This is a genomic window from Pseudomonas lundensis (assembly GCF_001042985.1).
In the GTDB taxonomy this organism is placed as follows: Bacteria; Pseudomonadota; Gammaproteobacteria; order Pseudomonadales; family Pseudomonadaceae; genus Aquipseudomonas; species Aquipseudomonas lundensis.
Genome location: NZ_JYKY01000019.1, coordinates 82419 through 104525, shown reverse-complemented (window position 1 = coordinate 104525; position 22107 = coordinate 82419). Strand labels below are relative to the sequence as shown.

Annotated in this window: 12 protein-coding genes; 9 read left to right on the top strand and 3 right to left on the bottom strand. The window is 54.1% G+C overall.

All coding sequences use genetic code 11. The features are described 5' to 3' along the window. From TU74_RS15785 to TU74_RS24200, 9 genes are all read left to right on the top strand, one after another. On the top strand, positions 1–1411 hold a 1411-nt coding region (locus TU74_RS15785), incomplete at its 5' end, for a Card1-like endonuclease domain-containing protein (protein WP_157315180.1). After that, positions 1408–1878 (top strand): VWA domain-containing protein, encoded by a 471-nt coding sequence (locus TU74_RS15780; protein ID WP_048377044.1) that lies wholly within the window; start codon positions 1408–1410, stop codon positions 1876–1878. The genes TU74_RS15785 and TU74_RS15780, both read left to right, overlap by 4 nt. After that, positions 1875–2594 (top strand): PP2C family serine/threonine-protein phosphatase, encoded by a 720-nt coding sequence (locus tag TU74_RS15775; RefSeq protein ID WP_048377043.1) that lies wholly within the window; start codon positions 1875–1877, stop codon positions 2592–2594. Before TU74_RS15780 ends, TU74_RS15775 begins: the two co-directional genes overlap by 4 nt. Beyond that, a complete protein-coding gene (locus TU74_RS15770; RefSeq protein ID WP_048377042.1) occupies positions 2587–3930 on the top strand; it encodes a protein kinase domain-containing protein in 1344 nt (447 codons plus the stop codon). Before TU74_RS15775 ends, TU74_RS15770 begins: the two co-directional genes overlap by 8 nt. Then, on the top strand, positions 3927–7397 hold the full coding sequence (locus tag TU74_RS15765) for a DEAD/DEAH box helicase (RefSeq protein ID WP_048377041.1): 3471 nt from the start codon (positions 3927–3929) through the stop codon (positions 7395–7397). The genes TU74_RS15770 and TU74_RS15765 overlap by 4 nt, the downstream gene beginning before the upstream one ends. Beyond that, on the top strand, positions 7391–9346 hold the full coding sequence (locus tag TU74_RS15760; protein ID WP_169895982.1) for a hypothetical protein: 1956 nt from the start codon (positions 7391–7393) through the stop codon (positions 9344–9346). Before TU74_RS15765 ends, TU74_RS15760 begins: the two co-directional genes overlap by 7 nt. A gap of 3 nt (positions 9347–9349) precedes the next feature. Beyond that, complete coding sequence (locus TU74_RS15755) at positions 9350–11905, top strand: chromosome partitioning protein ParA (RefSeq protein ID WP_241485576.1); 2556 nt, start codon at positions 9350–9352, stop codon at positions 11903–11905. Beyond that, the gene (locus TU74_RS15750) at positions 11841–15269 is read left to right on the top strand and encodes a DNA-binding protein (protein WP_241485575.1); all 3429 of its coding nucleotides are present in this window, start codon (positions 11841–11843) and stop codon (positions 15267–15269) included. Before TU74_RS15755 ends, TU74_RS15750 begins: the two co-directional genes overlap by 65 nt. Positions 15270–15428: 159 nt before the next feature. Next, on the top strand, positions 15429–15626 hold the full coding sequence (locus tag TU74_RS24200) for a hypothetical protein (protein WP_157315178.1): 198 nt from the start codon (positions 15429–15431) through the stop codon (positions 15624–15626). Between the two features lie 318 nt (positions 15627–15944). Here TU74_RS24200 and TU74_RS15740 read toward each other — a convergent pair whose 3' ends face one another. The 3 genes from TU74_RS15740 to TU74_RS15730 are packed head-to-tail and all read right to left on the bottom strand — an operon-like array spanning position 15945 to position 22050. Beyond that, positions 15945–18731 carry a DEAD/DEAH box helicase gene (locus TU74_RS15740; RefSeq protein WP_048377038.1) on the bottom strand — a complete coding sequence of 929 codons (2787 nt, stop codon included), beginning with the start codon at positions 18729–18731 and terminating at the stop codon, positions 15945–15947. Further along, on the bottom strand, positions 18728–20671 hold the full coding sequence (locus TU74_RS15735; RefSeq protein WP_048377037.1) for a phospholipase D-like domain-containing protein: 1944 nt from the start codon (positions 20669–20671) through the stop codon (positions 18728–18730). Before TU74_RS15735 ends, TU74_RS15740 begins: the two co-directional genes overlap by 4 nt. Next, the gene (locus TU74_RS15730) at positions 20668–22050 is read right to left on the bottom strand and encodes a hypothetical protein (protein WP_048377036.1); all 1383 of its coding nucleotides are present in this window, start codon (positions 22048–22050) and stop codon (positions 20668–20670) included. Before TU74_RS15730 ends, TU74_RS15735 begins: the two co-directional genes overlap by 4 nt. Positions 22051–22107 lie beyond the last annotated feature (57 nt).

Genomic DNA, 22107 nt, shown 5'->3' with positions numbered 1-22107 from the left:
AGATATCTGCAACCAGATCCCAGGCTGCGTCGGGGAGTTCATACCGCTTTGCCATCTTGGCCTCCTGGCTTTAATGGCGGTGTATTTTACAGAAAATCGTATTTCTTGGGTTTACGTACAGAGCCTAGGACATCCGAATCTCAAAAAGAGACTCCTCGTATCACCTGTTGTTGGAAAACCACCCGAAGCCATCACCTTACCCGTGGAATGGCTTGAACGGCATGGTGCAAGCCAGAGAGCGACACGCAACGCGGTAGACGGATTTGATGTGACATACCATCTGTTTGGCGAGCAGCGCATGCCGGCGTTGCTAGGCATCAGGCAGTTTTCATCAACCCGGCATATTTTCGTGAACTCGAATGATTTCCCCGCAGCCTGCATGCAGGCATTCATTCACGATGGAAACCTGGAGGAACTCGCCGTTGATCCCTGGGATGCCCACGACGCTCATGAAAAAATCATCGGTCATGCCAGGAGCCTGCCGGCAAACGCGCGAATTGGCGTCAACCTGACTGGCGGAACAAAATTGATGTTTGCCGGTGCGCTCTCGGCAGCCCGGGCGCTGGGCGCTGTTCCCTTTTACTTTGACAGTCGCAATCAGCGCGTGACGTTTGTGGACAGTCTTCGCCGCGAAGCCATTAGACCCATTGATTCGGTCGAAGCATTTTTGCTCCTCAATGGGGATGGGCTGAAGTTATCGACGACTGGCGCGATGGAAGGGATATCGTCAAATCGCCGCCGTCTGACCGAAACGCTCTGGAAGTATCGAAGCAAGATCGCAAGTTGCTACAAAAAACTATGCGAACTCAATAACAACCACGAAAAGCTGCGCAAAAGAGGAGCAGAACTCACGCCGTTCTCCGTTGAATGCAACGGCTTCCTTTTCGAGTTTGGACAAGACAATGTCGCATCGGTCGTTGGCTACGGACTGGATCTGCGTTTCAAGAATTGGGTTGATTTCGCAAAATACCTTTCCGGCGGATGGTTTGAGGAATACGTATATTTGCAATGCAAACCATACGAAGACAGGGGAATCATCAAAGATTTGCGTATCAATCTCACGCTGCAACTTGATGGTGAAAGCCAGGCAGGATCATCCACTGGGGATGCCCAGCATAACGAACTCGATGTCACGTTCACGGATGGCCACTCTCTCTACATCGTGGAATGCAAGGCAGGAAATGTAACGCAGGAGCAAGTCATGAAGTTGCAGAACCTGGTTCGTTTCTACGGTGGCGTCGAGGGCCGTGGCATTGTCGCTTGCTGCTTCTCACCAAATTCGGAGTCGGTTCGAAAAAAAATCAAGGACGCACGATTGACGCTCTGTTGCGCAGGAGCATTTTCCGAACAGTTGCGTGCGTTGATGAATGGCATCGAAGCACGCACCAAATCAATCGGGGAGTCCCTATGAGGCTCTACCTGGTTTGTGATACCTCCGGCAGCATGAGGGACGGGGGCAAGCCGTTCATCATGAGAACAACCGTCATGGCTATCGCCCAATGGGTGCGCTTGGGATATGGAAACGCACAAATCAGGTTGTGCGCGTGGGCATCCGAAGCATGCCTCGTCCCTGATTGGAGCGAAAAGCAAGAGTACCCGGCACAACTGCTCGATTGCCAAGGAACTTCAAATTGGAAGGCCTTGATTCAGTTGCTTGGGGAACAGCCCGACGGCAAGGTTTTGCTGTTTTCTGATGGGTTTTGGTCGCGGGCCGATGCGAGGTTATTCAAGCAATGGAAGGAGTTCCTGCCGCCGGATGCACTGCGCATTGTCAAAACGGGCGCCGATGCCAATCCACAACTCAAAGGGCCGGATGTTTTTGCAGCTGAAGATTTATTCGCCGTACTGGACGGTTGGCTGGAAGCCAATTCAGCATGACGCTTTGGAAGAGTTTTGGCGCAAGTGTCCAAGGCCCAGGGCATGTAGTTACAGGTACCACCAACCAGGACGCATGGGGATCGTTCCACCACGCATGGGGGGACGGCATTGTTGTTTCCGACGGTCTCGGCTCAAAGCCGTTTTCCAACTTCGGAAGCGATGCCGCCTGTCTGGCAGTGAAGTATGCGGCTCGCGCCTGTCGTGACAAATCTGAAATGGACCACGACCTCCTGTTCCAGCGCATCACATCCAATTGGTTAACCCTTGTCAGGCCACTTGCACCACGCGATTGCGCAGCCACTTGCCTGTTCGCGTTCCGGCTTGGAAATGGCGTAATCCACCTGGGAATGCTCGGCGATGGCCTGGTTGCCGCAGTCAGATCCAATGGCTCTGTCGTGTCTCTGTCCGAGGATAAATCACAGGGTTTTTCAAACATCACTGCTGCACTCTCGCCGAATGTTTGCGCGAAAGACTGGCGGCATGCATCGCTGCCAGAGGAAGACTGCGCGGCCATCCTGCTCTGCACCGATGGCGTGGCGGACGATCTGGAGGATGTCGACGGGTTCGTGAGGGGCGTTATCGAAGCACACCGGCCCCTTGCCGCCATAAGCGCCAACCGACGTATCCACGAGATGCTCGAAAACTGGCCGACGCCAAAGCACAGCGACGACAAGACTATCGCCTGCCTTTGCCGCGAGGAGATCACGAATGGATAAATCCGAAGAACTGAAGCATTCAAAGCCGCTTTGCGATGAATACGGCAATCAGCACTACCTGGCCGAAGAGCTCGCCAGAGGCGGACAGGGCGTAGTGTTTCGCACCAGGGATGCTGATTTGGCGATCAAGCAGCCAATCGATAAATCGGGCGGCCTGGACAAAGATGCCAACCTGCTTGAACGCTTCAAGAACATCCGCCTGCTGCCCATGCCTTCGCGCATTCCTGTTTCCCTGCCGCTAGCCATTCTGCGCGACGAGCCGGGTTATGTGATGCGCCTTTTGAACGGGATGCAACCGTTTGGCGTTTTCGAACACGATGGCAGGACGAAGAAGCCGCAGGAAGATTGCAATCCTGTACTCCCCGAGTGGCTTGCAAAAATTACGGACAAAGAGATGGCGTTGCGGCTCTTGCATTATGCCAAAACGGGCTCAACCCGCCGCCGCTTGTTCGCTCTCTCCAAATGCGCATCCATCCTCGCCCGCCTCCACAGCGCAGGGTTAGTGTATGGCGACATTTCGACGAACAATGCGTTTATCGCAGACGGCTTAAGCGATGTCTGGCTCATTGACGCCGACAATATGCGCTTTGAAATGCCCGACGGCGGCACTTCTGTCTATACGCCAGGCTACGGCGCGCCAGAAGTGGTGCGTGAAACTGACTCCTCGCGCCCGCGCTCGGATTGCTGGGCCTTTACAGTGATGGCATTCAAGACATTAGCTCTGTGCCACCCATTTATCGGCAAGAAAGTGCTGGAGCCAGACGAAGACGAAGGTGGCTGGGACACCGAGCCGGTTGCAGACGCCTCCCCCGCCGATTTGGACGAGAAGGCCTACGCCGGTTATTTGCCTTTTATTGATGACGACGATGACGATTCAAACCAGGGCGTTGGTGGCCTGCCCCGCGTGTTGGTAACGACGCCGGGTCTGCGCCGGCTTTTCCAGGAAACTTTCTGCGGCGGAAAAGAGCAGCCGCACCGCCGTCCGGCGATGGCGTTCTGGGCACTGGAATTGAAGAAGGCATTCGACCTATCGCTGCAATGCCATGCGTGCAGCATGAGCTACTTTGTCGATGACCATACTCAATGCCCTTACTGCCATGTCGCACGCGCTTCCTTCATCCGCGCCATAACTCCGCGCGGGAATATGGTGATTCCCGGCAGTGCCACAGAGTTCGCGCTCCCAAACCGGCTTTTTCACCCGTTTTCATTCGAGCATGACGACGCGCAAGAATACGAAGCAGTTCTGGACTTTAAAGCGAAAACCGCATTCCCCGCACGAGGCACGAAGACGTTCCCCGACACGCTGGCTTTCGAGTTTGTAGGAGGAACGAAATGAAGTTTCAAGAAATCCCGGCCGATATCTTCACCATCCGCATCAAGCGGACTGACAACACAACGGATACCTTGCCAGAGCAACCTGTCTTTTCGATTGAGAGCAGTCCGTTGCGACCCGAGGAATTTGAACTTCGCCTCAAACAGGCGCTTATCTGCGTTCGAACCGTGCATGCCATTGACACCCGTCGCCTCAACGCAGAACTCGCCAGCGGTCGCGCCATGCTTGCTCAACTGGTCAATTTCGCAGCTGACGGCAGCATGGAACTGCAAATCGCCTTCTTCACGGGCGAGTGCCTTGAGATGGGTGAAGTCGAAATCGGCGTGGACGAACATGTGGAAATCAAGATTTCGAAGATTGAGCCTCGCAGGGGTGAACTAAAGGGAACGCGTCTTTACGAGCGGCTTGTTGAATATTGCTGTTTCCGACAAGACGAGAGCGAATTCTTCTTTCTGACTGCCGGCCCGGCAATTGATGAAGCATTGACGCCAGAAAAAGCCCGAAAGCAGGCTGAAGACCATGACGACGGAACCGAAACCCAGGAAACGGCAATTGATGCCGAGTCGAATGCGGTTCCTAACAATGTAACGCACACCGCAAACATACGGCCGACCCGCAACAACTCCTTCTGCATCACCGGCGCGGGCATTCGCTTTGTCGCCACTGAGACCTCGTTGCCAGAGGGCAAATCCATCTTCATGACCTCACGCCTGACCGAAATCAGACGTCGAACCGATCGTGCATTGCGCTTGGTGAAGGGCACACTGCGCTTTACTGACTGGACGCAGGCCGGCCAGATTCGAATCCTCGCACAAGCACAACTGACCGCGCTGACCCAGGACGATGTCAGTTATCTGAAAAAATGGGACGAGTTTGGTGATCTGGAAGGCGAGTTACTGCTCAAAAGAGCCCGGGTCGTCGGTGCCTTGCAGTTTTCCAATATGGCTCCAAAAAGAGATGGAACAGTTTCTGTTCGTATTTCCCAAGCCAGCGATGCTGCCTTGAGTGCATTGGCAGGGGGGGTGGTGCCCGAAGTCAAGATGATTGACGAACTACCCGATTACCTGAGAGACGAATCCCTGCGTTTCAAGGATTTCGCGAGCGGAATCGAACGAGCCATGGAGAACGAAAAACCTGCCCAACGCAATGAGCGACAAGACGCGAAGGCGAAGGTGAAGGTGAAGGTGAAGACGAATTTCGAGGTATCTGATTTTGACAAGGAATCAAGGACGCTCACGCTCAAGGCTGAAACATTGCCGGGGGAATCAGGCACGCTCATTCTTTCGTTGGCAGGCGAAATTGCTCAGATCAAGCGCCGGTTATCCGCTCGCCGCTCGATCCTGGAAGGCCGCGCAGCCAACCCCCAGCTTGGGCTGCTGATTGAAGAAAAAGCGACAATCGCACCAACACGCAAGCCACCGGAAATCGCGCCACTGACAGCATTTGTTCGTAATAAAGTGTTCAAAAATCAGCCGACGGAGAAACAGCTGGACGCGATCAAGTACGCATTGGAAACACCGGATATTGCACTTATCCAGGGCCCACCCGGCACGGGCAAGACCACAGTCATCGCGGCGATTCTCGAACGGCTGAACGAGATGGCAGATAAGCGTGGCGCGAACGTCAAAGGCCAGGTTCTGCTGACAGGTTTCCAGCATGATGCGGTCGAAAACATGATTGAGCGATTGTCGCTCAACAGTATTCCCGTTCCGAAGTTTGGCAAGCGCTCCAACACGCAGGTAGACGGCTCCAGCCTCTTTGAGAAGCGGCTGGACGAATGGTGCGCAACACTCGCGACTGAATTGCGCGAGCGAAATCCGCGGATTGTCGACATTGAGCAGGAAATGGAAATCAAGCATCTGTGCCTGCAATACATTCAGACCCCGACGCGCGCGCTGGGCGCGCGTCTCGCCGGGGAAATCGCATCACTTGGCGTAGCGATTATCGGTGAAGAGTACGCGCGACGTGCCGTAAATCTCAAAAACAAGATGTGCCTTGAAGAAAAGCTCAATGACGACACCAACCAGTTGCTCGGCGCCGTGCGTCGTCTGCGTTGTCATGCGCAAAGCTTCGCAGATGACGGGGCTGAGCGAGCGGCTGATGCACTGAATGATCTGCATGAGCTACTTGAAAAGAAGGACCGCGATTTACTGGACAACGCCAGCCTGTGGCGCAACGAAGATGGGCCCCCGTCATTCCTGAAGGAGTTGACGGTACTGAAGAAGACACTTCTTGCCCGTTTCACCGCTCCTCCGGTCTTTCGTGTAGAGAAGCAAAACGATGAAGTCGTAACGCTGGCAATGCGCGCTATCGAACGCATCAAGGCTGCAGGTCACTCCGCCAGGGACAAGAAGTCTGTCGCGCTTGCCGAGTTTCTGGCCGAACTTGAAAGCAACCCTTTCGCTATGTTGAACGCGGTGTCTGAGTACAGTTTCGCGTTCGCTGCCACCTGCCAGCAAAGCGTGAATCGAGGGATGCAGATCCAGAAAGGCATCAAAGGGGGTGATGCCAATCAGAACCAGCAAAGGATGGAATACGAGTATGTGATTGTCGATGAGGCCGCGCGTGTCTCGCCTCGCGACCTCATGGTACCGATGGCCCAAGGCAAGCGCATTATCCTCGTCGGCGACCACCGTCAATTACCTCACATTATTGACGACGAAGTTGCTCGTCAGATGGAGGCAGGCGAAACAGAGCTGCAAGAGTCGGACTGGCTCAAAAAGTCGATGTTCCAGTATCTGTTTTCAGAGCGTTTGAAAACGCTTGAGGACAACGACGGCATTACCCGCCGCGTTACGCTGGACAAGCAATACCGCATGCATGAACTGCTGGGCGACTTCATCAGCCGTAACTTCTATGAACGTTTCGCCCCATCGGAGAGATTTGGCTCTGGTCGGCCCGCAAGCGATTTTGTTCATAATCTCCCTGACACGGATGGCAAACACGCTGCCTGGCTGGAGGTACCTGTCGACAAAGGCAAGCATCAACGTAGCGGAACCAGTTGGATACGGCCTGCGGAGGCGACCGTCATCGTTCGCCAGTTAAAGAAGTGGATGGATTGCGAAGCCGGCAAGGATCTGACGTTCGGCGTCATTTCGTTTTACAAGGCGCAGTCTGAGCTCATCAGCAAGCAACTCGGCGCGATCGCGGACAACGACAAGAAAATTCGTATCGGCACGGTGGACTCCTTCCAGGGCATGGAATTCGATGTCGTCTTTCTGTCAACGGTGAGGACATTGCCACAGCACTGGAAGCCCGAAGACGATGACCGCGAGAAACAGGCACGAACGCTGTTTGGTCACCTCTGCCTCTATAACCGCCTGAATGTTTCGATGAGCCGCCAGAAAAAACTGCTGGTGGTGGTGGGCGATTCAGGTTTGCTGAATGGAGAGCTTGCCGCGGATTTTGTTCCGGGTCTGGTTGATTTCCACAAACTCTGCCAGGAACACGGAGTCATGCTGAAATGTTGAATCTCCTAGATTACGGTAAACCAAACCCCTTCGGTGCAACCATTGGCAGGCCACGCAATCTTTCCTGGCCCGTCAGCACCTATCGCGTAACCCTGCCCAGACCATCCGAGGACGGCGAGAGCCTGAACCCGTTCGAGCATGTCATCCTCAAACTGCTCGATGCATCAGGCGCGATGGAAGCTCAGGCGCTGGCAGATGAAACCTGCATTCCGATCGACTTGGTCGAAAGTATTCTCTTGCGTTTGCAGGACAAGGCTCTCATTGACGAGTCCAAAGCCATCATTGAGCAAGAACGCGACAACGGCGGCAGTGATGTTGAAAAAACGCCTGTGTATGTCACCGCGCTTTTGTTTCGTGAACTCGTCACCGGCAAAATCCTCCCGTTCATGCATTGGCTGGACGACGCGAATCCATTGCAAAAAAAACAGGGTCAGGAGGGGCAATTTCGAACGATTCGTTGGAACAATGCCCACAAAAACAACCCACCCACTCAGCGAGATGTCATCAGTATATTGCGGATGATGCAGAGAAGGTCGGCGGCCTTCGGGAGGGACGAACCAACGCTCAGCGTCCAAAAGGTCATGATCGTTGAGCAACCTGAGATGCATTACCTTGACTGCCCGATTGCAATACAGAAAAGCGATGGTGAGTTCCGCATCGCGGATCCGTTTGGCACTGGATTTTCGTTGATCCTCGAAGGAGCATTCGAGCACTTGCTTGAACAGGACGAAAAGCTGTGCGAATGGCTGGAACAGTGGAAAGTCTCACTGAGCAATCCGCGCGCAAAAAACCTGGAAGCAAAGCCCAAAGAGCCGTTCGACACCGACATCAATTGGGGGCACTACCCGAAACTCATCTCCAGTCTGCGCCTGCAGTCGAATGCCGCCTTTCACTCCATCGCTCAGGTTTACGCCTCAGTTGAATGGGCACTGTTCTACGCTTGCGGCAGACGCCCCTTTGAGGATGCAATTACAAGACTGAGATTCATCGCGCAAGCAGAACATTCCGCGCTACTTGCGAATGCCTCGAATGATGTAGGGCTAACCTTGCCGCACTTTGGATTGCGGCCAATTCGAGAAGGAAAGCTGCTGGATTTCCAGAACGGAAAAGCGGAGCTGGAGACGCTTCTGTCCATTGCAATTTTGCAAGCACAAACCGATGCATCCCATCCCTTGCAACGCATCGCGGTTTTGCACCCGACGCTCATCAGCCATTTATTTCGTATCAAGAAAACGCGCGATGAGAAGGGACATGGAAAAGGCAGCGTTGACGCACCGGACGTGGAGTTGTCGGATGCCCCTTTCATGCGCGAATTGGTCCACGCACTGCTTCCGGAAATCTTGTTTTCCGACATAGCCGTCTCGACGCCTGACAGCGATGCCCATGCCGACTCCCTGCTGGATGGCCGCACAAGTATCCAGAGCGAATTTGGCTTCAAGACATTCAACCGCCTCGGTACGAACTTGAAAGAGCGCCTCATTCATGCAGAACGCTTCTTTCTGTTCTGCAAAGACGGGGATGACGCACTCGCTTTCGTTCGCGATCTGTATGCAGCGCTGCAATCGGTGTTCGAGATGTCACTGGCCAGCAAATTACCGCCGGATGTCAACGATGCGCAGCTTGTCGAGTCCGCTGGAAGCAGAGCCATCTGCGCCGGTTTCTGCAATGAACTGCCTGAGGGCCTGCGCACCGTCAAAGCTTCAGCTGTCCGGCAAACGCTGCAGGGTACCGGACAATCGCTCGGGGCCTGTGTGCTGGCATTTCTGCTTATGTCCGATGCCGACACCCTCGACTCAATCGCGGGCTCGCAGCCGTCGTTTGTGGACGATGTGACGGATGTCATTACCCGGCGAGGGCACGGTAATGAGCCGCTGCCGCTGCCAAAGGCGGAAATCGCAAAGCTCCGTAAAGAATCCTACAAAACTATCAAAACACTCATTGAGGTATAGGGAATGGAACACGTTGGCGAATTGGAAGATGCCATGAAGCAGGATGCTACGAACCATGCGGTGCGCGAAACCGACATAGCACTTCGGGAGCAGGTTCTCGCCGGGCTTGAACGATCCATGTTTGAACGCGAACAGCGCATTGTCGAGGAAAGTCGCGCGCTTGTAGAAAAAAAGACCCAGCTCACCCAGCGTGAACAAGCGCTTATCGGCGACGAACAAAAGCGCGACGGGGGCTTCGCCGACGAGCGTGCCATCCTGAATGCCGAATTGCGCGATAAACGCATCGATACCGAGCGCGAGATTGCAGATAGCCGCGAGCAGAAGCTTGCCGCCCTTGACGATGAAGTCGCCAGGCTAAGAGCCAAACGCCTGGCAGATATTTCCAGCGCTGAAAACATTGAGCGCGATCGCATCCGTGCCGATATATCCAGAGAGCGCGAAGCATGGGACAAGCGCCAGGACGAGGCACGACAATTGCTCGACGCTAAACACTCCGAACTTGCAAGGCAAAAAGGAGCGCTGTCGGCCCTGCAAGGCGAAATCGAAGGGCGAAAACTGGAGCTTGAAAACTCCGAACGGGCTCTGGAGCGCAAGGATCAGCGGCTGGAGCAGCAATCGCAGAGGCGTATCGAGCAACTTGATGAAGAACTCGGTTTGCGCCTGGAAGAAGCACGTAAATCACTGGATGCGCAAAAACAGTCGTATGTGGAGGAAAACAACCGCCTGCGACAAAGCCTTGCAGCACAAACCGGCCTGCTTGGCGCATTTGAGCAGTTGAAGCGGCAACTCGGTGGCAAAGAACCGGTCGAGATCCTGCGCGACCTGAACAGTCAAACCGATGAGCTGAAGCGCTTGCGTGAAGAACTGGCGACGCGGCCCACCGAAGAGATGCGCGAGCGGCATCAGGCACTTGAGCTGGAAACTAAACATCAGAAGGCCCGTGCAGACGAGGCTTCACGGCAATTAGAAAACAATAGAGCCGCTGCCGCGGAAGCTGGCGATCTACGCCACAAAAATTCCGAACTTGGCGCGGCAATTAAGTCTCTGACGCAGCAGGCTTCCATCTTTGAGGGATCGGCCAACGAGGCACAAGCCGAACTCAATCGCCTGCGTGCTGCTTATGAACGTCCCGCTGAAGTCCAGGCGCGGCACAAGGAAATCGAGATCCCGCACTTCAGCGCGGAAAAAGCCAAGCCGCCAGTCAAAGCCGAAATTGACGAAATGACATGGCTCACAGGTATTGGCGGTGCCTGCAACACATATGGTTTGCACTTCAATCCCCGTATCCTGAAAGCATTCCATACAGCGCTAAAAACGGCCGAATGGTCTCCCCTTACCGTGCTCTCGGGCGTTTCCGGCACCGGCAAATCCGAATTGCCTCGCCTCTACTCACACTTCGGCGGTATTTTCTACGAGCCGCTTTCAGTCCAGCCAAACTGGGACTCGCAGGAGTCCATGCTTGGCTTCTTCAATTCGATTGACAACAAATTCGACGCCCAGGCGGTGTTGCATTTTCTGGCGCAAAGCCAGAAACGCTGGAGTGATGATTATCCGGGGTTGTCAGATGCCGTCTGCCTCGTTCTTCTTGACGAGATGAACCTTGCCCACCCTGAACTTTATTTTGCCGAATTCCTGAGCAAGCTTGAGCTGCGGCGCGGCAGGAAAGGCGAGGATGTACCGTTCCTGCCCGTAAAAGTCGGTGCTGGAATGCAACCCTACAAGCTCCCTCTCGGCCGTAATGTCCTGTGGGCAGGAACGATGAACCAGGATGAAACAACCAAGTCACTCTCCGACAAGGTCATCGATCGCTCCATCATTATTAATTTCCCGCGTCCTACCGAACTTAAACGTCGCCTGAAACTAATGCCACTTGATGACTCCAATCGTGGCCCTGCGTTACATAAAACATCTTGGCAGAGCTGGGTGGTTCAGGGCAGCAGTTTCTCGGAAGAAGAGATCAAGCCATTCAAGGAGTTCATTGAAAAAATGAATGACGCGCTGTCGGTTTCCGGCCGCGCGCTTGGCCACCGAGTCTGGCAGTCCATTGAATATTACATGGCAAACTACCCGGATGTTCGGGCTGCTCAGAGGGCAAAAGACAAGCACCTGCTGGCGAAAGCGATGCATATCGCTTTTGAAGATCAACTGGTGCAAAAGGTCATGCCCAAGCTTCGCGGCATCGATACGCGAGGAAAAAGCCAGACTGAATGCCTCGACAAAATCAGGGGCCAGATCGTTGCCGGCATTGGCGGCCAGAGCTTCAATCTTTCCGAAGATTTCGACCTTGCCTGCGAACTGGGCTACGGCCAGTTCATCTGGCAGTCCGCAAACTATTTGAACAGTGCCGACACCAAAATAACAGTTCTCAGTACCGAGGCGCTCGCAAACACGACCTCTGACAATGACGAAGAACCCCATCCGTTATTTCAAATAAACGAGCAGGACCAGAATAAACGCCAAAAAGCATGGAACATGAAGCCCGCTAATAAACGGAATGAACTACGCAAGCAACTGGACGAAAATGCGAGGGCTGGAAAAATTGTCGACCATGATATCTGACCCTTCCCAATGGGTGAAAATCAAGCTGCCAGATCTCTATGCCAACTACCGAGGCGTTGGAGAATATAGTGACGTAGCGCGGATATTGTTCGAGCAATCAGACTGGTTTTGCTGTGCCGTCGACTTTGATCCCAAAAGCGGACAGGCGTTGCCTCAATCGCTATCCTCAGTGCTTTCGAAGATTGCCAGGTACGCGTCACCAGAAACAGGCGCACTGGTACGCGATCGCCTCTGGCGCATCACTGAACATAGTCGCGCTTCAGTAGAGCGGCTTTTCCGTGCACTTAACGAAACACCACGTCGTGAACAGGCGATGCTGCCTGTTCACGCAGTGCGAGAACTCGACGCAACCAGTTTCATCAAGCTTAGCAATCGCCCGGGACGCACTCTCCGGGAAAAGCTCTCAGGGAACCCTTATCTGCAGGCCGTCCGTAGGTTCCAATCCGTCGACCTGCCGGAGAACCGCCTTCTAAAAGCGTTTGTTGTTCGCCTTGCGCAACTGCTCGAGTTGCGCAGAGATTGCCTCGGTCACGAGGACGACTTGCTCCCAACAATCCACATGTGGCTGCGCTGCGACGAAGCGCGGAATATTGCGCGATGGGACAACCTGCCGCCTAACAACACCCTCCTATCGCACCGTGATTACCGTCGCGTATGGGATGCGTGGCGCTGGCTATCGACTCTGGATGACGACACCGCTGGTGACCTGTCAAAACTGAAGGAGCGCAACCAGACGCTGCGCACCTGGACCACATACGCGAAAATGTGGACCGAAGGAGCGCACCGCTTCGCGGACATGCCCATTTTTTTCGATTTCGAAACATTCGAAATTCGTCCGTGGCTGCCAAATGTTGCGGTTCAGCAAACGCCAGAAAAAATCCATCGGAACGTCGGCGTTCAAGGAATCTCCACTCCGGTTTGCGTGGATCTCACCCTGTTGCGTCCACGCTATGCCGCTGCTACAACCGCCAAATCCCTGCCCGATACTTTCCTTTGGCAACAGTGGAAAAACGATGACGATGCAGTGGCTATCGAACTCTTCAACGCCGATGCCGCCTACCATCATCCCCATGTGTCAACGCTTTCCGTTCCAGACCTTTTTTTCTCCAAAACCACCTCCGAGCATCTGGACCGTGCCGCACGCGCATTTGCCTCCAGGCTACACGCCGTGTTCAGGAGCAATACGCTTGTCTGGTTGGTTCCCGACGCACTCAACGACTTCGAACTCGATGTCGTGCGCCGCAATCTCAACGCACGCTTCCCGGACGCTGAACCTCTCCCCCGCAGCGTTGCTGCCGCCTTTGAACGAGTTGATTACTCAAAAGTAAAAGATGGTTTCCCCATCGTGGTCATTGATACCGTAGGCGGCAAAACGTGTGTCACCAAACTTCTTGCCAAGTTCGACCCCGACATTAAAAGAAGCCTGCCCGAAACCGGTGGCTTTTATTGGGAACGGCACCCCCCGATAGTCATCGCAAGCGCGGAATCGGAGATACCTGAACAAAAAAATTCCGATATTGCTTCCGTTGACGCGCAAGGGAAGTGGTGCGATGCGACTCGAGCAGTGAGACCACCTGTCATTGATGCATCGACCCTGAAACGTGATTCACGCATAGGGCCATTTGCATTCGCGATCAACTTGACGGAAAGCCCGGTGACCGGAGGCATTCGCCTCCACAATCTGCAACAACGCGCCGGAGCAATTGCCCTCTGGCGCGACCAGGTTCCCGAGCTGTCGATCAAAGTACTGAAAGATGGACGCCACCAGCGATTCCATCTCGTGTCGCGGGGTACAACCGTCAAACCAATTCGTGGCCGGCCGGTCATCATCCACGTTGGCGAAGATTTCACGCTTCCGGCCGGAAAACCGTTCTATCAATTCCCGCTTTTCCTGGGTGAGAGTTCCGAAGATCTCGGTTACTCGGCCCGCCTCGACTCCACTGCATTTCCATTGAGAGAAAACACCGTTTGCAAACTTCACCTAACTTTTGAATACGGTGTGGACGACCCCTACAAACTACTCTTCATACCCCACGACGACACTTTCCAACCGGTCCGTGCCACATGGCAGCGTACGCAAGAGGTCAGCATCACTGATAACGCTCCTGCTCCGGAGTACCCTGCTCCCGTAACATGGGCGGACTTGCGCCGCGTCCCAAAACCCAACAGCAATGAGACATCTGATTTGCCTAAATGGGTAACAAACGCAATCGGCCGACTAGACCAGGATTTTTACACCCGCCCCAAAGCCAGGACGATCGGCGTAATAAAAATGGACTGGTGTCTTGATAAAAAAGGAGGGCATTTCACCTTTGCCGATAGGGACACCACCGAGGGTCAGGTCTTTATTCATCAGAATAATTTCATTCACGGACTGAATCATGCTGACTTTACCCAGGGAGATAGCATTTCATTTGAACTTCAAGAAAAAGAGGGAAAACACTACGGTCGTAAAGTGGCCGCGCAAAATCATACAGAAACAGAGCGTCTGAAGGATTTAGACGAAGCATCAACCAGAAGCATGGTCAAAAAAATACGCAGCGGACTCTATTATCCCGTCATACAAATCTGGTGCGACGGACGTTCGATCGACGACCCGGAATGTCCGAAAGAGTTTTCCGAGTCAACCCGAGACGATATTCGGTATCTCGTTGCGTTACTGAATGAAAGAGCTCTTCCAGAGCCTATAAAAAACGAAATATTTTTTTTAATGTGTTGCATGGGCAAGGACGCACCCGACGAGTGTGTTCAGTGGCTAAACGAACAGGTCGCCAGGGAGAATGTTTTCAACCCACGAGCACTTGGTTTTTCGCTGGGCAGTGTATCCGAGCCGTGGCAGAAACAATTATTGTCGAAGCTTATGGAGCACGCCACGGAAAGCGCTCTCCGGGCTTTTGCTTATGCGGTTTGGCGAGACCAGCACTTCATTGAGAAGTTTGATTTGGCACAGCTCAGGTCAATGCTTGATTTGCTGAGCGCGAAGCTGAGTCAAATCAGATCGTGCCCACCAAGGCAAGGCGAAAATGACAAACGGGTTACCGTCAACTGGACTCGCGCTACAGCAGAATTACTCGAGCTTCTACTGGGTTTGCTTCGCGTTCGTGATTCCTCAGACGCTGAAATCAAGATGCTCCTTCAGCCGCATCAGAGGATTACCAAGGAACTGGCTAATAAGGTCGAACGGGTGACGGAGTTAGTCGCGCAGTCAAGGGTCGGTCTCTTTTCCCGGGTGCAGATCAACATCGAGAAGCCCGACGGTGACCACACCCCTGACCTGCTTTTCGCCCTGCGGCTCTATCTCACTGGCGACGATGGCGCAAACGCGATCCACATCACCAGCATCTCCGATAACCTTGAGGAATGAGCAACAGGGATCCGACATCAAGCGCCTCCGATCCCACCCGCCCCGGCAAGACTTTACGCCATACACGGAGTGGGATCTAACGTATGTTCATTTGAGTCATGCACATGAAAAAGAGTGGTGCCTGGGTTACCCCGCAGGCACTCCCCCCTACGCGGGAAGATGCTTGCGGGTTCCAAAATAACCGGCAACGTCCGGGATGAGCTCCGCCGCTTCCCAGTCCGCTGGGATTCCCTGCTGAATCTCACCACTCGCCGTCTTCCTCAGGTCAACGGCAAACAGTGGATCAACAACGGCATCAGCCTCGCGTTTACGCGCCATGAATATTTCGATCTGCTGGCGCTCCAACATGTTGCTTAAATGTGGATAGTGGACTTCCAGCCACGGTGGCGCTTGCGCGCCGTTGCCCGTCTGTATCAGACGGCGTTCTATCTGCTGAAATAGCGGTTGACCCGGCCAATGCGCTGTTCAAGATCGCCAGACGTCCACGCCACGCCATAGTACATGGCCCGATCACAGGTGCAGATTATCGACTTCCCGAATGGTATCGGTGCCAATCATGATGTAAGGCAATCCGGGAGTATTGAATTGCTGGATCGGACGTTTATGACCTTGGCTGTTACCGGTAATACCCACGACCGGATCCAGCTGATGCAGGAAATCGAAGTCTTCACTGGGTCAGTTTTCGGTCAGCGGCAACACCTCGAGGATAGATTCGAAATAAGGCTCATAGTTTGTGGACAGATCGCCCTGCGTAAAACTGGCTCCGTAGGGGTCATTGATTAATGTGCGCCCTCGATCAACCGGCGTCTGCAAGAACTGCTTCCACTCCTGCGTATTGCTCAACCGCACCTGCTTGTCAAAAGTGGCCTGAACGCAGGCATCCATCTGCTTTTCAACTTGATGTTTGCGCGCGATGAACGAAGCGACCTGGTCCTCATCAACGGACCCCTGCAGAAAGGGATAATAGATGCTCAGATCAGTATTACCGGCATGTTTCAGACGCTGGTTGACGCAACCGAACAATCGATCAAGGCGCCCGACCCGCTGCTCATTGTCACCGGGTGACCCAGCCAGCCCGTAGTGATGAATCTGATGACACTGCATGTGCAGATTGACTCCCTCCTGGAGCACAGAAGTAGACACCAGCACATTGGGATAGAACGGACTGTTGAAGCCAAGGATCAACCGCTGCCGACTATGACTATTCTCTCCACTGGCATACAAGCCCGGGCTGGTGAGACCTTTAAGAATTCGCCACTCATGATCCCAGTGATTGAGACCGTGATCAATGATCTTGCCGCACAGCTGATCGAAGGTTTCAAGCGCAGCAATGAAGTAGCGCAGCATCAACGACCCGTCAATCCTGCCGCTCACCCACTGATAAAAACTCCGGTAATTGCCATGCACATTCCTGTCGCGCCTACCGCGTCGGAACTCAACAAACCACCCATAAAGCTCGACAATCACCGGGCTCGCATGCAGGAAGCCAGCTTTGAGATAATTGCCAAAATTTTCCGCAACCGCCTTATCCGACTCAGCCCAACACTTGAGTTTTTGTCGAAGCAAATCGGGTAACCGGGGTACCAGAAGCGACCAAACGCTAAACATGGGTTGATCGAACTTGCCGTCCGGCTGTACACGATCACCGATCGCCAGCTTTAGCTGTTCCTGATTGCCCCAATGTTGAAAACGAGCGAATTTAGCGGCATTGGCATAGTCCGCCCTCTTCGCATCTGCCTGAGTGTAATAGCCGGTATAACCCGCCTCCAGGTAGTCAGATGCAGGCTCCAGAAACAATGAAAATACACTTTCTGGCTTGCTGAAGCGCAAACGTGAATTGACACAGTCGATCTGGCCACCCAGCTCCTTTTTAACCACGAACAGTTCAGCAATACGCGATGCCAGTTGGCCGCCATGCTCGTCGCTGTCCTCGTCGTCGCCAACAATGTCCGCAGCCTCGTCCGTGACAAACGCATGATCAAGTCCGGAAATGAGCTGATCATAAGACGCCCGCGACCAGCCAGTCTTGCGCCAAACGCCCACCCGAGGGTCATTTAAGGGTATGCCCCAGGCCTGAACAATTATGCCTGCCAGTAACTCGTCATAACGCTCATTGACCCGTTGAGTCAGTTCGCGGACCGAGGGAATACGCCGCACAAAAATCAAATGCTTATGGTCATGCAGCATCTTGTCCTGACCATACAGGTCCTCGGGCACACACTGATCAATCAATGCACCGTATTTGGGGTGGTCGGGAAAGGTACCAAACTGCTTGCGGTAATCCCCCGTCAGCTCGCGTAGAAGCTCTGTATCACTGGCCGTGGAAAAGTCCTCGGCAGCTTTGTCCACAATTTCTATAACCTCGTCATCATCGCTGCTCTGAGCCAAAACCGGGAGATGGCCCATCGACTCAAAGCCCTCAAGATAACCATACATAAGGCTCTTGTTTTCTTTCTGCTTGCGCAGATCCGCCACCAGCCTTTTCTGATAAAGCGCGAAGAACATCTCCGCATTCGGCCGCCCCTCAAAGCCAGCGGGTATGGCTTTCTCATGCCGATAGTGGCGCTTACTGTACAACCCCCCAGCGCCTTCCATCAGCCGCAGTCGTCTAAGGGCATACTTCTCCAACAATGCTTTGGTTCTAGCCGAGCCACTGAGCGCTGCCAGCTCGCCTTCGGGGTCAATCTCAGTGAAGTAGCTGAGAATACTCTGCACATCGATCAACCGAGAGTGACTCGGAGTTGCCGTCAGCAGTAAATTCTTCGCCCCCAGTCGATGTCCTTCAGCACCAAAAAGTGCACGCGCAGCACTGACCCGCTGGGACCCACCATTCAAATTCCGCAGGTAATGCGCCTCATCGACGATGATCAGATCGAAGCCGGACTCACCCAGCTTGTTTTTGAGCCGCTGATGAATGATCCCGGCTGCAGCTTTGGCCGCACCCGCTCCATCGGACTTGTCCTTTTTCGCCACCAGCCCACTGAGGGAATGAATAGTCGTCAGGTATAAATGCCCGGTTCCCCGCTCAACCTCATTCACCAGATCATCCAGTCGATAACATTCTTGTACCGAGGGCACCGGTCTACCGTCGACACTGCTTTTCACACTGTGGTCGGCCTCGCGGTAATGCTCACGTACAAAAGTTTCGAATTCACGTCGCCAATGCCGGCAAATATCCCGGCTTGGGGCCATGACCAACACACGCGCTTGCGGCTTCAACTTCCACAACAAAGCCGCCACACCAAGCGCCTGAAAGGTCTTACCCATGCCGACCTCATCGGCCAGCAGTGCAACGCCATTGGCAGCAAGCAAGTTCCATAGGTAAGCCACGCCTTCGGTTTGTTTGGCCGCCATCGATTCACGATTATCCGGCGCATAATGCCAAGCGGGGTCATTGCGCTCAAAGTTGATCCAGTGCGAGACACGCTGCGGGTCTAACCCGCCCCAGGTTGGCGAACTCATTGTGTGCCCCACTTGCCACTGATTAGCTGATACTCCTGCTGCAAGCGCTGACGATAAGCATCGTTGGCGCCAGCCGGTAATTCAGGCTCCGTAATAAACAATGCCCGCCATCGCGACAGCGGCACGGACTGCCCATTTTTGGGTAAGCGTTGACGAATACGAACTGCCAATTCACACAGGCCATTAACTTCCTGAGCCAGAAACCAGCTGAACACATCGGCGCCGTTTTTTCCGATACGTTCAGCCGCTTTCCCTACCAACTCCTCCAGGCAGCCCGGCCGACTAAAGACCCAGCGTTCGAGCGTATGAATGTGCTCAATCTCATGAAGTCGCGCGGCATACTGGTAGCTGGCAGAAAACAGCCGGAAGTAGCTGATCTCGCCTGAATCTCCCACAGCTTGCATCGTATTGCTCCCATCCCAGGTCGCCCCGTCCAAAAGCAGCTCGCCGCTCTCGGTTTCTCGCACCCGGTAGCTTGCATCTTCCAGCGAAGGTTCGTTACCGGCATACGTCATGGCGTCAAACAGACTTTTCAAATCATCGTACTGCTGGGCGCGTCGATGCTGCGTGTGGGTTTCGATCAGCATGCCAACGTGGCAAAGCTTGTCCCCCCTAAACACTCTGAAGCAGTGGTCGGTGAGTAGTGCGCGCACTGTACCTATGGGCAGATCAGAGATCTGGAGGGCTTTTTTCTGCGGCATCCAGTGCAGAGGAAGTGGCTTTTCATGGTCAGGCAAGCGCAGGGTAAAGTCCTGCTCCGGCGAGCAAGCTGCATGCCACTGACCTTTAAAACAGTAGGTCTGGCTGGCCCAGTCAAACGTTACGGCAATATCAAACGGCAGGGGTTCAGGCGCCACAAGCGCCTCGGCTGCCAATTGTTCATCCGTAGCAAACAGGCCGTCATGTGCATCCAGCACCTTACCCAACAGCGGATCAATCGGACTGTTGTCAGCAATAATAAAGCCCGCTTCGATGTTGTTGTGGCGCCCGTCAGCCTGCCCGCCGACTCGTGCATTGGCCCCCGCATGGGTAAAGTTCCAGGAACCGATCGCCAGGTGCCTGGAAGTCTTCCAGAGTTTGGCGTGGCACATGGACATCCGCTCATCCAGCGCGCGCGGGTTCTGGCACAGAATCAGTTCTTTGTCCTTGAACAGTTGCCCCAGCGCGTCACTCCACTGGGTCCGCAGGTACTGCCCATCCACTCGGTCCGCCACCAAGCTGACCTTCAGCTGGGGCTGGTTGAAGTTCTGTTTCAGATCACGAATAAACCCTGCAAGGTCTTTGGGAAAATACGGCGACCACACCGCCAGACGCTGCAACGATTTACCACCGAATAGTTGGCTGATGAATGCCTCACTCTGGAAGCTGTGGCAGAAATGCACGGGAGACTCGCTTCGAGCAAAAACTCTACGTTTTTCTAAGGGGCACTCCTCGCCCACATTGGCAAAAACAACCTGAAAAAACGCTTTCAACGACTGGTAAAGCGCCAGGGTTTCCACCGATACAAAATGAAAGACTTCCTGATTGCGCCCCCAGCCACTGAGCGTCAGGTTGGCACTGCCCGCACCCAACACGCGGCCATATTCCCCCTCCAGATAAATCACTTTGGCATGGAAAAGGCTGTCTTCGGTGATCCCCAGGCGAGTCAGCTCAACCTTGTTGCCCGGCGATACTCCATATACCGATATCGAAGTGCGCTTGTTCTGATCGGCACCAATAAAGCGCCGATCGCAAAACACCCGAAAGTCAATGCCGCTATCATTCAGCACCAACTGCAAGGCCTCATAATCCATACGCGTGCGTGGGATCTCTGCCCCCAGTATTGTGGGCAGCAGGTAGGTTTCGATAAATTCGATATCAATATTGAAGCTTGTCAGCCACACCCGCTTCAGCTTGCCGCAGACTTTGATCTGTTCGGCAAAGGCATTCAGCAGTTTCATGGCTGCCCCCCCCGGTAACCAGCCACCAGATTTCGGAACTGCGGGATGTAATAATTATTCACCCAACGCCCGGCTGGCCATTTTTCAGCGGTCGGTAAAGTCGTAGTGCGGGCATTGACTTTAATCCGCTCAAAATCCTGCGCTTGCACCCAAGGCTGCTGCCCACGACCACGCATCACCCCTGCGTGATAATCGAGCAACCCGCGCAATTGCTCGGCAAAACTTCCTGTACGGGACAGCTTCAGTAAATATCCCAGGCGTTTTTGGCCGGTGCCGGTCAACACGGAAGTCAGCGACGGCAGTTCTTCTATCTGGCTAGCAGCGGTTGCCAGGGTATTGGCATTACGACCAAGCGCCTGCCAGTGGGCCTCGATCTGCGAAATACTCTGATTCTTGGCATGACGCGCCAAGGTAAACATCAAATCGGCTTCCGCCAGCAGAGGCTCCAGAGTTTGTACGTGAAGCAGTTTTCGCTGCTCCACGGGATCGCAACAGTGCTGACGACCCAAAGAAAACAATTGTTGTATGGGCAAAGGTAACTCGGGCGACTGCTGCGCCTGTTTATCGAGCACACTCAACAGAGCACCCGCAGCGCCGCTAGCCAAGCCGGTAATATCCAGCCAGAAATCACGGGTATCCGCACCCACTTGGCTTGGGCTTGGTAGCGCCTTGCGGTAGGCATCCAGCAGGCTGGCCGGCAAGTCATCGAAGGAGAACGTAGACTTGCGCCGATAGCCTTGCAGCAACTCCATCAGATGCGCCTTGGCTTCCTTGTACAAAGCTGCCAGTCGTTCACAGCCTTGGATCAGCAGGTGGCTTTTGTCCCACAGCTTGGCCGCTTCGGGCTGATGGTGGTAGTTGTAGGTCGCGTTAAAAAAGCCCATTTCCATAAAGGGGGTCTTGTAACGCCCACTCACGCCTAGCCCCAACTGGCGTACGAGTAGGTAGCCTGCTTTTTTGTGGGTAAATTGAAGCTTTGGATTGCCTTGTGCCTCTAGCCGGGCACGGGCCTTACTGGCCCCCAGAATACCCAGGCTTTCCACCCCTGCATTGGCAGGTGCAGCGACCATTGCATAAGTAAAAAGGTTTTCCAGGTAGACCAAACAAGCTTGACGTAACGCCAGACTGTGTTTATCGCCTACCTCCTCGACCAGCGCCTTGCTGGGTTGCACGGCATCGTCGTCGCACAAGTCGCGAATCAACGTATGGTGCAGCAGGTTGAGGGTGTAATTGCGCACGTCGTTGGAAATGGAATTGACCCGGTTGCGGAAGATCTGCTGGCCAAAGGCCGACCAGATCACCAGCACGCCTAGAGGGTCGATATAGCTGTCGCCGCTCAGCTCGTCATCGTATTCAGTCAGAAACCGGTTTAACTGCATTGCATTCCCTTGTTTGAAGCTGGCCCGTTATATCCCCCACATCCCGTCAAGAAAATT